Annotated in this window: 12 protein-coding genes; 11 read left to right on the forward strand and 1 reads right to left on the reverse strand. The window is 43.7% G+C overall.

Annotated elements, in window-relative coordinates; genetic code table 11:
- Positions 1-101 precede the first annotated feature (101 nt).
- Positions 102-2,117 (forward strand): penicillin-binding transpeptidase domain-containing protein, encoded by a 2,016-nt coding sequence (locus M3206_RS08665; protein ID WP_251312122.1) that lies wholly within the window; start codon positions 102-104, stop codon positions 2,115-2,117.
- A 145-nt stretch (positions 2,118-2,262) separates the two neighbouring features.
- The gene (locus M3206_RS08670) at positions 2,263-3,111 is read left to right on the forward strand and encodes a sugar phosphate isomerase/epimerase family protein (RefSeq protein WP_251312123.1); all 849 of its coding nucleotides are present in this window, start codon (positions 2,263-2,265) and stop codon (positions 3,109-3,111) included.
- Positions 3,112-3,359: 248 nt separating this feature from the next.
- On the opposite strand, the gene M3206_RS08675 is transcribed toward M3206_RS08670, so the two are convergent.
- Positions 3,360-4,337 carry a nuclease-related domain-containing protein gene (locus tag M3206_RS08675; RefSeq protein ID WP_251312124.1) on the reverse strand — a complete coding sequence of 326 codons (978 nt, stop codon included), beginning with the start codon at positions 4,335-4,337 and terminating at the stop codon, positions 3,360-3,362.
- Between the two features lie 425 nt (positions 4,338-4,762).
- Between M3206_RS08675 and M3206_RS08680 the strand changes: the two genes are divergently transcribed.
- From M3206_RS08680 to M3206_RS08720, 9 genes are all read left to right on the forward strand, one after another.
- A complete protein-coding gene (locus tag M3206_RS08680; RefSeq protein WP_251312125.1) occupies positions 4,763-6,445 on the forward strand; it encodes an alpha amylase family protein in 1,683 nt (560 codons plus the stop codon).
- Between the two features lie 385 nt (positions 6,446-6,830).
- Complete coding sequence (locus tag M3206_RS08685; protein WP_251312126.1) at positions 6,831-7,643, forward strand: MBL fold metallo-hydrolase; 813 nt, start codon at positions 6,831-6,833, stop codon at positions 7,641-7,643.
- Between the two features lie 25 nt (positions 7,644-7,668).
- Entirely contained in the window at positions 7,669-8,376 is a 708-nt protein-coding gene (locus tag M3206_RS08690; protein ID WP_251312127.1) for an N-acetylmannosamine-6-phosphate 2-epimerase, read from the forward strand.
- A gap of 97 nt (positions 8,377-8,473) precedes the next feature.
- Positions 8,474-9,337 (forward strand): MurR/RpiR family transcriptional regulator, encoded by an 864-nt coding sequence (locus M3206_RS08695; RefSeq protein WP_251312128.1) that lies wholly within the window; start codon positions 8,474-8,476, stop codon positions 9,335-9,337.
- 22 nt (positions 9,338-9,359) lie between these two features.
- On the forward strand, positions 9,360-10,208 hold the full coding sequence (locus tag M3206_RS08700; protein WP_251312129.1) for an acetylxylan esterase: 849 nt from the start codon (positions 9,360-9,362) through the stop codon (positions 10,206-10,208).
- A gap of 23 nt (positions 10,209-10,231) precedes the next feature.
- On the forward strand, positions 10,232-11,221 hold the full coding sequence (locus M3206_RS08705; protein WP_251312130.1) for an ROK family protein: 990 nt from the start codon (positions 10,232-10,234) through the stop codon (positions 11,219-11,221).
- Positions 11,211-12,782, forward strand: coding sequence for an FAD-dependent oxidoreductase (locus M3206_RS08710; RefSeq protein WP_251312131.1), 1,572 nt, complete (start codon positions 11,211-11,213; stop codon positions 12,780-12,782). Before M3206_RS08705 ends, M3206_RS08710 begins: the two co-directional genes overlap by 11 nt.
- A 15-nt stretch (positions 12,783-12,797) precedes the next feature.
- Positions 12,798-13,751: an acetylxylan esterase gene (locus tag M3206_RS08715; protein ID WP_251312132.1), complete on the forward strand. Its 954-nt coding sequence runs from the start codon at positions 12,798-12,800 to the stop codon at positions 13,749-13,751.
- On the forward strand, positions 13,748-14,944 hold the full coding sequence (locus tag M3206_RS08720; RefSeq protein ID WP_251312133.1) for an alpha amylase family protein: 1,197 nt from the start codon (positions 13,748-13,750) through the stop codon (positions 14,942-14,944). The genes M3206_RS08715 and M3206_RS08720 overlap by 4 nt, the downstream gene beginning before the upstream one ends.
- The last annotated feature ends 132 nt before the right edge of the window (positions 14,945-15,076 follow it).

Below are 15,076 nucleotides of genomic sequence, written 5' to 3' on the forward strand. Positions count from 1 at the left end.
TTCATGCTCATAAGGTGTTTTTTTTATCATGTGTTTATCATACATTTATTACCATGGCCTTGTTATACTTAAACAAACGTTTAAATGGAAGGAGATCTGTTTTGAAAAACTTTTGTAAGATCATGTTGTTGGCTATGCTTTGTTTTACCCTGTTGGCTGCATGTTCGGAGCCTCCAAAACCAGAAGACGCCTTAAAGAAGTATACAGCTTCTTGGCAAAAACAAGATTTTGAGAGTATGTATGACATGCTCGATTCGACTTCGAAAAAGAAAATCACAAAAGAAGACTTTGTGAATAGATATAAAGGTATTTATAGCGGGATCGAAGCTGATGATTTAAAAGTGAAAATGAAATCTACTAAAAAGGATAAAAAAGAAGAAGGCGAGAAAGCGAATCTCTCTTATTCGGTTAAGATGGACACGCTGGCTGGCCCCATCGAATATACACATAAAATCACTATGAAGCTTGAGGAGGATAAGGATCAGGAAGCTTGGAAAGTAGCATGGAACACGTCGCACATCTTTCCGGATATGGAGGAGGGTGATCGGATCTCAGCATCGACCATCTCTCCAAAACGAGGTGCTATCTTAGACCGGGAAGGAAACCCGCTAGCGTTCAACGGAACCGCTTATGAAGTGACGATCGTTCCTGAAGAACTGCCGGAAGACCCAAACAAAACCATCAAACCTTTAGCTGAAATTCTTGGGATGACACCTGAGGAAATTCAGAGCAAGTTGGATCAGCCATGGGTTAAGCCTAATTACGGTGTACCCATCAAAAAGATGGAGACAAATGATCCTAAAGTTCACGACGCTGTTAAATTAGAGGGTGTGAAATCACCGAAGAGTGAAACCCGGATCTATCCATTGAAGGAAGCGGCGGCGCACCTTACCGGCTACATCGGTCCAGTGAATGCTGATGACCTCAAAAGGTTGGAAGGAAAAGGGTACACCCTGCAAGACTGGGTTGGAAAAGCGGGGCTTGAGCAAGTGTACGAAGAGCAGCTGCGTGGAACGCCCGGCGGAATCATCAAGATTTTAACGGAAGATAAGGAAGAAAAAGCGGTCTTGGCTGAAAAAGAAGTGATAAATGGGGAAGACGTGAAAACAACGATCAACAGCAGTGTTCAGCGTTCGATCTATGCACAGCTAAAGGGTGATGTGGGTACATCTTCTGCCATTCATCCAAAAACGGGTGAAGTGCTGGCACTGGTGAACAGCCCTTCCTATAACCCGAATGAATATACACTCGGAATCTCTAACGAAACGAGGAACAAGCTGGAAAACGATCCGAATAAGCCAAAACTGAATCGTTTTATCTACACGTATGCGCCAGGTTCAACGCTTAAACCGCTGACAGCCGCAATCGGTCTGGAAAATGGTACATTGAATCCAAGTGACGTGATGAAGGTGAGCGGGAAGACGTGGAAAAAAGGTGAATCGTGGGGGGACTATCACGTAACTCGTGTAAGTGCTGTACCAAACGTGAACCTGGAAAAAGCGCTCATTTACTCGGATAACATTTACTTTGCACAAGAAGCGCTTGATCTCGGACAAGAAAAGTTTGTTGAAGGACTTAAAGGATTCGGTTTAGGAGAGAAGATGCCGGTGGGTTATCCTTTTGCTGCTTCCACAATTGGAGAAGAAGGCATGACCGAGATCCAGTTGGCCGATAGCGGTTACGGACAAGGGAAAATTGAGATGAGTGCTTTACATTTAGGAATCTCCTACACGCCTTTCTTAAATGAAGGAAGCTTGCTCGCACCGAAACTGGATCTATCGAAAAAAGATCAGGGGGTCTGGAAAGAGAATGTGATCTCACAAGAGACCGCGAAAATCATACGCGATGATCTCACGAAAGTCGTAACAAGCAAAAACGGAACCGCACATGAGGCGTATATGGCAAAACTGCCTCTAGCCGGAAAGACAGGAACGGCTGAACTGAAAAAAAGTAAAGAAGACAAAAAAGGCATGGAGCTCGGCTGGTTTGTTGCTTACAACACAGAGGATCCATCGCTCCTCGTGACGATGATGATCGAGGATGTAAAAGGCAGAGGCGGCAGCCATTATCTCGTGCCGAAAGTGAAGAAAGTGTTTGAAGAAAACTTCCTGGAATAGGAAGTTTTTTTCTTTTTTATTTTATTTAGAGGGGGAATCATCCGAAACGAGAAGAATAGATGGGAGACGGGTTTGATGTAATGAAATTGCTTTGTGGTACCTATGAACCTGAAAAGAAGTACTTCTAAAAAAAGGAGATGTTTTCATGAAGGTCAGCGTCAGTATGTACAGTTTTCATTCGGTGATCCAAAAGGAAAAGTGGAGTGTTCTCGATTTCTGCGGGCATGCCGAAACTCTGAATCTTGATGGAGTGGAGCTGCTCGATTTTTATTGGAAAAACAAAGAGAAAGAGCTGCCGGAAGTTGTAGATTATTTGAAGGGATCCTCATTGGCCGTGTCCTGTTACGATGCCTCTAACGACTTTGTAAAAGAAACGTTCGAGGAGAGACAGAGCGAGATTCAAAAAGTGAAGGATGCCGTGGATACTGCAAAACAGCTAGGTGCACCTTGTGTCCGAACATTTTGCGGTGACCTCAAACCGGGGATGAACTATTCAGTCGCCAAGGATTGGATCATTTCATCATTAAAAGAATGCGCGAAGTATGCTGAATCAGATGGCGTGGTGCTTGCGATCGAAAACCATGGATTACTCGCTGGTAAAAGCGAGCAAGTGAAAGAGATTTTAGGGGAAGTGGGAAGTAGCGCAGTAAAGTCTACTTTTGATACCGGGAACTTTTTATTGGTGGAGGACGATCCGCTTTCTGCTTATGAAAACTTAAAAGCTGACATCGCGCATGTTCATTTTAAGGATTTTAAGAAGAGAACAGAAGCTGATGGTGTAAAAGGCTTTAAAGGATTGGGTGAAACGTATTGGATCGGGGTCATTCCTGGTGATGGGGAAGTTAAACTTTCGGAGATTATTTCAAATTTAAAAAGAGATCAGGTAAATACATGGTTGTCGTTAGAGTATGAAGGCTATGATGACCCAAAGGTTGCAGTCCGAGATTCTGTTGACCGAATTAAGAAATTGCTGGCTGGCCAGGAGGTTAAATAATAGACTAGTCTTTAAAACATAGTACAAGCATGAAAATTAAAGTTGGTAATGTAGCCCCTTGGTTCGCAAGGGGCTTGTTTTAATTTCAATGCATTCTTTTGGTGGCTCTATGCACTGAAAATTTAATTCTATGCACAAAAGTAGAAAGTCTATGCATGGAAAAAAGAGGTCTATGCACTAAACGGAATTCTATGACTTAAAAACACGTTTCTATGCACAGTTTTAGCAGTTCTATGCACACCAACCTCTCAATCCCTTAGATCATCAAACTCCAAATGATATCTAGTATGTCTTAAGCGTCCTGAAGTAGAAATATTCAAATCTAGAAGCAGATTTCTAACTGTGTTACGACAACTTACCTTTAAAAAGTTGCGGCCCTGGCTATTGGTGATCGTCGAGCTGATTAGAAGGGAATATTCACGCAGAGCTTGAACATGAGCTCTTTTTGATTCCAATGAGCATGAGGTACAAACCCATTTACTTTTAACCCTTTTCATAGGAATAACGCTGCACTTCGGACAAGCAACGCCTTGAATGATATCTTCAATGGAAATTTGGTATTTTTGAAGAATGTTAGGGGTTGGTGATGTGTGTTTCTTTAAGAGTAGTTTGGAGAGTTTGCGAAGATCTTTCATAGATAATCTTTCCGCTTTGTGCTTCAGTTCATAGGAACGGATTCTTTCAGGAAGGTGCGTTTTGTGGGTAACCCACTTGTAGATGTCTGAGCGGCCAGGGGAAACTTTAATTTGTGTTTGCGGGTTGCTGACGATAACGATAGATTCGATAGGAATGTTCGTATATTGATGTTCTTTTAGCCAATCTCTTAAGCAATAAAACTGTCTTTTTACTTGTGAAATAGGATCAGCAAACGTCTCTTCTAAACCATTGATTGTCCGGATTAGTTGATAAAGATCCTGATCAAAAAAGAGAGTACCAGAAAAGTTCTTTACTTCAATGATTAAAAAATATTTCTGTGTAAGAATAAGGATATCCATTTCGAAGTAGCTATTGTTTTGTAGAATTCGGAGGTTGTGAAAAATGAGGTAATCTTTCTGCGGAAGATCATTTAAATAAAAATCTAGCGACTGTTCTCCTTTATGGCCGGATAAACATCTCTTAAGCTCCTCTTCCATTTCATGCCTTCTTGGGTATTGAGGGTGTAGCCTGTTTAGAAGCATTTCTAAAATCAAAACGACTTGCGGGGTCTTTCGTTCTTTCATGATCATATCATTGAATCACACTCCTTTTATTTAATGTACATTTCTGTGAATAACATCATAACTCCTGCTAGTTATGCTTTAATATTTGAATTATAAAGTCTATACACAAAAACTAGAATTCTATGCACTAAAGAGGACAATCTATAAGTAAATCCCACAGTTCTATGCATCAAAAAAGAGAGTCTATGCACTAATCAAGATTCTATGTAATGATAATCCATTTCTATGCACAAAAAACACCATTCTATGCACTAGTAATTTCTCCTAAGCCACACTTAGGTCATCAGTCCTGAAAGCGTTTTCTTATTTTCGTAACCTAGTCAAAAAGAAGGTTTTTTCCATTTTAAAGAACTATATTGGAGAAAAACTCCACTATCGCTACCTAAATTATGCTAATATTTAGACAATTACAGAAAAAGGGAGGATTAGGAATGAAAAGGATATTTTTCATGTTGATCGCTTTTGCCTTGATTTACACCACCATGATCCCGCAAAACGCTCTGGCTAAGAAAGACGATGACAAAAAACGGATTCGCGAATTGACCAAGCTCGTTGAAAAAGACAACAAGAAATCGAGGATCCTTTGGTACGACCTGTCAGCTAACTTGTTTGACCTCGATACACCTGAAGAAGTCCGGAACATTGTACGAAAAACTGCGAAAGCAAACTTTGATACCATCGTTCTCGACATTAAAAACTCAACAGGTTATGTAGCCTACAACAGTGAAATTGCCCCTCATATCAGCACTTCTAATATTCCAAAATATCAAGGTTATCCAGCCAATTACGATCTTTTAGAAACCGTGATCAGAGAAGCAAAAAAGCATAAAATTAAAGTCCATGCAGCCATCAATACGTTTTCTGAAGCAAGTACAACGTACCAAGATGGACCAGCCATGGATCATCCTGAGTGGCAGACTACATATTATACTGCCATACAAAAAGTGAAGGCAGCGGATGGTGCATCGATTGAAATAACCGGAGTTAATGGAACGCGTAACACGAATAATCTGATTCTCTACACACCATCAAAATATGAGGAAACACCGACAAACAGATGGGGTGTTGAAGTTCAAGTACAAGAGGATGTTATCACCCAAATCAGTGACCGCAACACAACGAACGGACCGCCGGTAGCCGTTCCGGATAACGGATACGTGCTTTCAGGAAATGGAACAGCACGTACATGGATGCTCGAGCATCTGAAGGTCGGCGATCGAGTTTCCGTTTCTGAATTGGAAACGAAATTTGTAAAAGGACAGGATTACACGCCTTCTGCTTCTACATTTGTTAACCCGATCAGAGATGATGTTCAGCGTTATGAACTCAGTATCATCGAAGAGTTGATCGATAACTATGATGTGGATGGAATTGTATTGGATCGTGCACGTTATTCAAACGTATATGCAGATTTCAGCGATTTGAGCCGTCAGAAGTTTGAATCGTATATCGGTAAAAGAGTTGAGAACTGGCCAACTGATATTTTTGAGATCCAAATGGTGGACTATGAAAAAACAATCGTGCCAGGACCTCTTTATCAAAAGTGGATCGAATGGCGTGCAGGCAATATTCAATCGTTCTTCAAAAAAGCAGAAAATCTCATTCATAAAAAAGAGCCTAAAACATTCTTCAGTACGTATGTAGGAAGCTGGTATCCGGATTATTACAGCGAGGGTGTGAACTGGGCCAGCCGCAGGCACCATCCGGACTATGATTGGGCGAGCCCTGACTATCACAAAAAAGGGTATGCTGAAGTGCTCGATTTTATCATGACCGGGAACTATTTTGTAGATGTTACGAAGGAAGAAGCGATTGCAGCAGGGAAACCTGACTGGCACAGTGTTGAAGGATCAGCTGATATCGCGATGGATGCACTCAAATATACAACGTTCAATTACGGCAGCCTCTATCTCAATCAATACATCAACGATCCGGAACAGTTTAGACGTGCCCTTAAGATGGCAGTCGATAAAACACACGGCATTATGGTTTTCGACCTGATCTACCTTGAGATGTTCGACTGGTGGTATATCGTTGAAGAAGAATTCCGAAAGAAATCTACATCTCCTCATCACATTAAAAAGTATATGGATCTTGTACGAGAAGATAAATAGAAGGAAGACTCCCCGCTGCGAAATTGCAGGGGGAGTTTTTCACACACACTGTTGTTAGAATCTTCGGAATCGTATAAAATGAAGTAAAGTGAAAGAAATATCCATAATTTATGATTATTTTGGAGGAATTTTTTCTCGGTCTCATTTACGGGTGGGTTGAACCTCATAAACTGTGGCTATGAGTCAAAACATCGATTCTATGAGTCAATAACATAACTCTATGAGTCTCTTGAGCACCTCTAGGAGCCAAACTCCATCCTATGAGTCAAAAAACAAGCTCTATGAGCCGTTATGCAGGTTCTATGAGTCAAAATGGGCTCCCTATGAGCCAAACGTAACGCTAACGCTAACCCTTCAACACACAAAAAAGAGGAGGATCAACTCATTGAAACTCCATATTCTCGGGACAGCGGCTTCAGAAGGTTATCCGGCGCTCTTTTGCACGTGTCCACACTGTCAGAAAGCGAGACAACTCGGCGGCAAGAACATTCGAACCCGCACTTCAGCCATCATCGACGACACGATTAAAATTGATTTTCCGCCGGATACCCTTCACCATGTTTTGCGCGACAATCTGGATCTCACCAAGATTCAGCACCTCCTGTTTACACATACACATCATGATCACTTTTATCCAGAAGACTTGAATATGAGGCTGCCGGGTTATGCACATGGTGTGACTTATCCCTTACACATATACGGAAATGGTGCAGCTTTAGCTAATTTATCGAAGAGTTTAAAAAAACAAAATGGGCATGTTCAGTTTCATCTGCTGCGTCCTTTTTCAACCTATCAAATCGGTGATGCAGAAGTGACACCATTACTAGCTGATCATAACCAGATTGAAACGTGTCTTCTTTTCCACATAAAAAAAGGGAACACGTCTCTGCTTTATGGTCATGATACGGGTTGGTTTCCGGATGAAACGTGGACCTGGCTGGAGACGAACGCCAAGATCGACATTGCCCTGCTTGATTGTACGAACGGCAACTTACCTGAATACCGAAATCACATGAACGTGAATGCGGTGATCGATACGAAGAACAGGCTTCAAAAAAATCGACTTTTATCCGATCAATCCAAGGTATATGTAACCCATTTCTCTCACAACATCGGACTCCTGCATGAGGATCTGATCAAGATTTTTCAGCCATATGATATTGACGTGGCATACGATGGGTTGATGATTGAAAGATAAAACGGGGTGTTAAAGGAGTGTGTACATGATAAATAAGCAAGAACTGATGCAGCAGATTAAAGGAAGAATCATCGTGTCTTGCCAGGCTCTCCAAGATGAGCCACTCCATGGATCAGGCATTATGGCAAAAATGGCGATCGCGGCAGAACAAGGCGGGGCGGCAGCGATTCGGGCGAATAGTAAAGAGGATATCATCGCGATAAAAAAAGTAACACAGCTTCCGGTAATAGGCATCGTAAAACGCGATTATCCGGACAGCGATATTTTTATTACTCCAACCTTAAAAGAAGTTCAGGAGCTGTTAGAAGCAAAAACGGATGTGGTCACCGTTGATGCGACGTCCCGCAGAAGACCGGGTAATGTCAGTTTGGAAGAGATGGTGCACTATATCCGGAAACAATCTAAAGCGTTGATCATGGCCGACATCTCCACGTTTGAAGAAGGAGTGATGGCGATTGAACGCGGTGCCGATTTTATTTCTACGACTCTTTCCGGCTACACGCCGTACAGTCCTCAAATCGAACAACCGGATTTTGACCTGATCGAACGACTTTCGAAGCTTAAGAAAGTTCCGATCATCGCTGAAGGCCGGATCTCGACACCAGCTCAAGCTAAAAAAGCACTCGAGCTGGGCGCATTCTCTGTCGTGGTAGGTTCGGCGATCACCCGGCCTCAGTTGATCACAAAACGTTTTGTAGAGGAAGTAAACCATTTAAATCGAAATATGATGTGAAACGTCATGATCCAACAAACTTTTCAACCCTTTGAGCTGGTGAAATGACGGAACCGCATAAAATACAGTCGTGCCAGTGAAAGGAGCACTTATTCAAATGAAAATTGCAACATTACAAACGGCAAGTCCACTCGTATTGATTCCAAGCATCTATAAATCGCTTACGAAAGCCGAGCAAAAAGTCGCCGATGTCATCACATCTGATACACATGAAGCGGTATACTATTCGGTTACTGATCTCTCAGAAAAAGCAGATGTGGGGGAAACGACGGTTATTCGTTTTTGCCGGAAGCTTGGCTATAAAGGCTATCAAGAATTTAAGCTCGCCGTTGCTCAGAACCTTGTAAACCCGAACGAATCGGTTTACGGAAAAATTGAAGACACTGACAGCATAGATGTGATTGCGAAAAAGATCACGTCTCAGAATACAGGATTCATCCAAGACACACTTGGTCTTATGGATCAGAACAACCTCGAGAAAGTGGCTCAAAAACTATTAAATGCCCGCAAGATCTACTTTTTCGGAGTCGGATCTTCAGGGATTACGGCAACGGATGCCAAGTACCGGTTTATGCGGATCGGTTTCAATGTTGATTGTTCGGTAGATTCACATATTATTGCGATGAATGGGGCATTGGCGACAAAAGAAGATGTCGTGATCGGGATCTCAACATCAGGAAGCACGAAGGATCTTGTTGACGCGGTCCGTATCGCAAAAGAAAACGGAGCTTTCGTGATCTGTCTGACCAACCACAACCGTTCACCGATCACGAAGTATGCCGATGAGATCTTGCTTGCCGCTTCACGGGAAACACCGCTGCAAGGAGGTTCGTTCGCCGCAAAGATGGCACAGCTTCATCTGCTCGACATCTTAACAACGGTCGTTCTTTTAAAGCAAAAGGAACAATCCATTCAAGCGATCGAGAAAACAGCCAAAGCCGTTCTGGACAAAATGTATTAATTTTTTTGAGGTGGCAAACCTTATGAATCTAACAAATGGTAAGCCAGCGCTCACAAGACAGCCTGACTTTAAAGGTTTTTGGGAAAAGCAAAAGACGGCTTTCAAGCCTAAAGTCAAAATAGAGTGGCTCACGGACTATCCTGTTAAACAAGTAAAAGTGGCAGATGTTACGTTTACGTGCCGAGACGGAACACCGATCAGAAGCTGGATGATCGTACCGAACCAGAAGCAAAAATCGTATCCGGCAGTCGTTCACTTTCCTGGGTACACGGCAGGACGGGGAGCGGTTCATGAGTTTTTAAAATATGCACTGATGGGTGTTGCCGTCTTCTGTTTTGAGTTAAGAGGCCAAGGGATCTCGCCTGACTACGCTCATTATGAGAGAGGAAACTACCTCCCTGGGTGGATGGCGAACGATTTGGAGAATCTCGAAAACTATTATTATGTGCATGTCTATGAGGACATGATCGCTTATCTGTCCTGGATAAAAAAGCTAGACTTTATCGATTCAAGCCGTGTAGCTGTAATGGGGGAATCTCAAGGCGGAGGTCTCGCGCTTGCTTTAGGAGGACCGTATGTCGAAGTCGCGCAGTACTTCAGATACAACGATCCAACGCGGAAATCCTATAAAGAAATCATGCAAAACCTTTCCTACGTGGATGCGATGAACTTTTGTCCGGATATCTCATGCCCAGTTCTGATGAGCATCGGCTTGAAGGATACCGTGACACCACCTGAGACGGTTTTTGCGTCATTTAACCACCTTTCAACAAAAACAAAAGAAATCGATCGTTATCCAGATTATGGACATGAACCGAGTCACTTTAAAGAAGAACGACGCCTGGAATGGATCGCCAAGCATTTGTTGTAAAACGTTTTAAGGGGTGTGGACCAATGAACGAACATGTCAGTATCGGTATTGATATCGGAGGAACCAAAATCGTAGCAGGACTTGTGACGTTGGGAGGCGGAGTCCTCTATAAACAGACCGTACCAACAGCGACGGAAGGAAGAGAGCAGATCCTTTTTCAGCTGCAGCAGTTGATCAAGGATTGTGTAAAAGAGGCACATCAACAAAGACTTCCGACATTAAAAGGGATCGGCATCGGCACGGCTGGTCAGATCGATTTTAAGCAAGGAATCGTCAGAAGCGGGACATCGAACATTAAAGACTGGAACGATATACCGCTTAAACAAGAGATGCAGCGGTTAACCGGATTCCCGACCTGGGTCGATAACGATGTGAACGTTGTGGCACTGGCTGAATCGCACCTTGGTGCGGCAAAAGGCTATGACAACGTCGTCTTCTTAACACTCGGAACAGGAATCGGAGGCGCGGTTATTCAAGAAGGACGCCTTTTACACGGAGAATGGGGTGGCGCAGCAGAACTCGGTCATATGTCGGTTGATCGTAACGGTCCAGCTTGCAACTGCGGATATAAAGGCTGCCTTGAGGCTTATGCTTCTGGCACCGGAATCGCGAATCGGATGAAACATATGCTCAAAAATCAGCCTGAACGCTATGATGGAGACATTGAAAACATAACCGCACGGGATGTGTTCCAATGGGCAGCTGAAGGGAAACCTTTCGCCAAATCTATTTTAGATGAAGCGATGGATGCTCTCGCTTACGGAACGGTTAACATCATTCATGCTTTCAACCCTTCATTGATCGTTTTAGGAGGCGGTATTATCGATCAGCACAACTGGATCATCTCAGATCTTGAGAACCGTGTACGAAGCCTCGGTATTTCGTCCCTTGTTCAATCCGTTTCCTTTAAAAAAGCAGCTTTTGGTGATGAAGCGGGAGTGGTTGGAGCGGCCTATCAAAGTTTTTTGTATAACGAATTCGTTCAAAAGGAGGGAGCACCTCATGAAACGTGAAAAATCAGCAGACATCGTCATCATCGGTGGCAGTATGGGTGGCTGTGCCGCGGCACTTTCTGCCTGCAAGATGGGGTATACCGTCATCATGACCGAAGAAACGAAGTGGATCGGCGGACAACTGACAAGCCAGGCTGTACCACCTGATGAACACCGTTGGATCGAGCAGTTCGGCTGCACACAGAGCTACCGAACCTTCCGCAATAAAGTAAGAGAACACTATATCAACAACTACGCGGTAAAACCTGAACATCGTCATCTGTTGTTCAATCCAGGGAACTCACTCGTCAGCCGGATCTCACATGAACCAAGAGTCGCCCTTCATGTGTTGGAGGAAATGCTCGCACCATTCGTACATAACGGACTTCTCACTGTTTTAACTGAACATAAGATCACCTCCGTTGAAACAGAGGGCGATTATCTGAAAGCAGCAACAGTCATCCACGAACCTACCCAACAAGAATTCACCCTACAAGGAACCTATTTTCTCGATGCAACAGAATGCGGTGATGTGCTTCCGCTCGCTAACGTGCCTTATGTGACAGGTGCCGAATCGCAGTCACAAACTGATGAACCGCACGCGGTTACAGGTGATCCGGAGCCACTTAACATGCAGGCGATCACGCATTGTTTTGCCGTTGATTATCGCGAAGGAGAAGACCATACCATCGAAAAACCTGGATCGTATTCGTTCTGGCGGGATTACCAGCCAGACGTTTGGCCGGACCGGCTCCTCAGCTGGACAGCACCACAGCCGGTCAGTTTAAAACCGATTACGTATTCCTTAATGCCGAACGGCAACCAATTTTCACTTTTTCAGTATCGGCGTTTGATCGATTCCTCTCAATTTGACAACAACGAATTTCCTCATGACATCAGTTTGATCAACTGGCCACAAAACGACTATCTGTTAGGACCTGTTTTTGATATAGAAGAAAAAGAACGAGAACGTCATTTGAAACAAGCAAAAGAATTAAGTTTATCGCTCCTTTATTGGATGCAGACGGAAGCTCCTAGACCAGATGGCGGTCAAGGATACCCAGGATTGAAGCTAAGACCGGATGTTGTCGGAACAGAAGATGGACTGGCGATGTATCCGTATATTCGGGAATCCCGCCGTATTCAAGCGGAGTTTACGGTGCTTGAGCAGCATTTGAGTGCTGAAATCCGTGGAGATAAAGGTGCAGTAAACTATGAAGATTCAGTTGGAATCGGCTGTTACCGGATTGATCTTCACCCAAGCACAGGCGGGGACAACTACATCGACATCTCATCCTTGCCGTTTCAGATTCCGCTAGGCAGTATGATCTCTGTAAAGTTCCAGAATCTGATTCCTGCCTGCAAGAATATCGGCACGACTCATATCACAAACGGATGTTACAGGCTTCATCCCGTGGAATGGAACCTTGGGGAAGTGGCAGGATACCTTGCGGGCTATGCCATGAAAAAAAGTACGATTCCACGACATGTCCGAAACCATGATCCGTTGCTGAAGGATTTTCAAAAAATGCTTACCCAGCAAGGAATCGAACTTCAGTGGCCGGTCATTCATGCCGTATAAGGAGGTGGCTTTTTCTTGATCGATGAACCGTGGAAAGAGTATGTACCAGTCAGTAATCGTGAACCGAACTTTGAATCATTTTGGGAAGAGACGAAACGTGAGTCTAACAACCAGCCGCTTGAGATTCGGCGCTCAGACATTTCGTATCCCATCCAAAACATCAATGCCCAAAAACTGATCTATAAAGGATTTAACGGAACAGATATCGCGGCCTTTTATTTGACGCCTCACTCACAAAAAGAAAAGTTGCCATGCTTGCTCATGTTGCATGGCTATGGCGGAAATAAGGGGTCTATCGCCAACTATGCAAAATACCTCATGATGGGCTATGCCGTTGTGGCACTCGATACGAGAGGTCACGGGGAATCTGGGAACGGCAGCTATCCTGCTGGCGGAACCGGCTCGTGGGTAACGCAGGGAATTCTCGATCCTGCTACTTATTATTACCGTCACGTTTATATGGATGTGATCCGGGCACTGGATGTCATCGAAACACTATCTGAGGTGGATCAAGAAAGGGTCGTGATCTATGGCGTGAGTATGGGAGGCGGGATTGCCCTTGCTGTAGCGGGACTAGACGCTCGTCCGTCATTCGTGGTTGCAGATGTGCCGAACTTGTGTGACTTGCCTCTCGCTATTCAGCAAAAAATGGAAGGTTCTCTTACAGCAGTCGAAGCATTTCTGCGCCAATATCCAGATCAGTTTAAACAAGTGTTTAAAACGCTCTCCTTTTTTGACAATAAACATTTAGCCCAAAATATCTCATGCCCGGTTCAGATTTCTGCAGGAGGCAAGGACCTGATCTGTCCGCCGCAGACCATCTATGGGGTTTTTAACCTGATAAAGACGAAAAAGAACATCACGTATGATCCGTTCTCCGGACATGACCTGCCTGGCAGTGTCAGTCATATCGATCACCTTGTCGAGGTGTTAGCGGAGTTTAAGGAAGAAAGGGTGACAAAACGTTGAGGGATACGACGATTCTATGGGTAGATTTCATCGCGAATGCCGATTATTTAGCCACTCGGGAAAACCAAAAGATCTTCATGAAGAACGCTAAAGAGGCGGGTGTCACGAGACTTGTTATTGATGCGAAGATTCCTTTTGGCCAAGTGACCTATCCGAGCTCCATTGCACCGCACGTGAGTCTAGTAAAGGACGGCCGCTATGAAGCTTGGAAAGAACGGGACTTCTTGCGCGAGATGCTTGAGCTCGGACATCAGGAAGGATTTATTGTACTCGCGAACCTTGATGTTTTTGCAGAAGGTGAGAAAGCGGCAGGAGAAGGTGTCGCTTATGAGAAGAAGGAATGGCAAACGACCTTCTATCAATATGACCCTTCTCGTAAAAAAGGCCAGTTTGTTAAAGCAGAAAACAGCAAAGAATATGCGGTTTGGGTGAATCCAATCCTCCCTGAAGTGGAAGATTACGAGCTTTCTATTTTACAAGAAGTCATAGAAAACTATGATGTGGATGGTGTTGTGCTCGATCGCTGCAGGTACCCGAACGTGTATGGAGATTTTAGCGACTGCAGCAGATATAGATTTGAAGATTTTTTAGGAGAGGAGTTGAAGAATTGGCCGGAAGACATCCTCTCATTTAAAGAAGAGGGAGAGCTTGTCAGAGGGATCCATTTTAACAAATGGGCCGAATGGCGGGCAGGTAACATAACAGAATATGTGAAAAAAGCTAAGAAACTCGTAAAGAAAAAAAATCCGAATCTACTATTCAGCATCTATGTGGGTTCATGGTATCCACTCTATTATCACGAAGGGGTGAACTGGGGCAGCACCACGTTCCAGCCTGATTACGATTGGACGACTGAAACTTACCACCTTACCGGCTATGGGGATGAACTCGATTTCATCATGACCGGATGCTATTATCCGGATGTGACGAAAGACGAGGCGATCGCTCATCAAAAGCCAGCCGATTGGTACAGTGTGGAAGGTGGGATCGAACTGAGCCTCCAGGCATTGAACGGAAACACTCCCGTTGTTGCCTCTCTCTATCTCAAAGACTATGAAAACGATCCAGAGCAGTTTTTAAAAGCGATCCAGATGTGCAAAGAAAAATCTAGCGGTGTGATGCTGTTTGATACAAGCCACTTTAATCGTTATCAATGGTGGGATCTAGTTAAAAAGGCCTCTATAAAACAGTGAAAAATGCCGTTGACAAAATTGTCAGTATTATCTTAAAATTAAGAAAATGGAGGAATTTTTCTTCTTTATAAAATTTTAGGGAATAAAATTCCTTTTTCACAGGGGTAGAAAACAGGCTAGTCATTATGAAAA

Origin of the sequence: Fictibacillus phosphorivorans (genome assembly GCF_023715845.1) — a bacterium.
In the GTDB taxonomy this organism is placed as follows: Bacteria; Bacillota; Bacilli; order Bacillales; family Fictibacillaceae; genus Fictibacillus; species Fictibacillus phosphorivorans_D.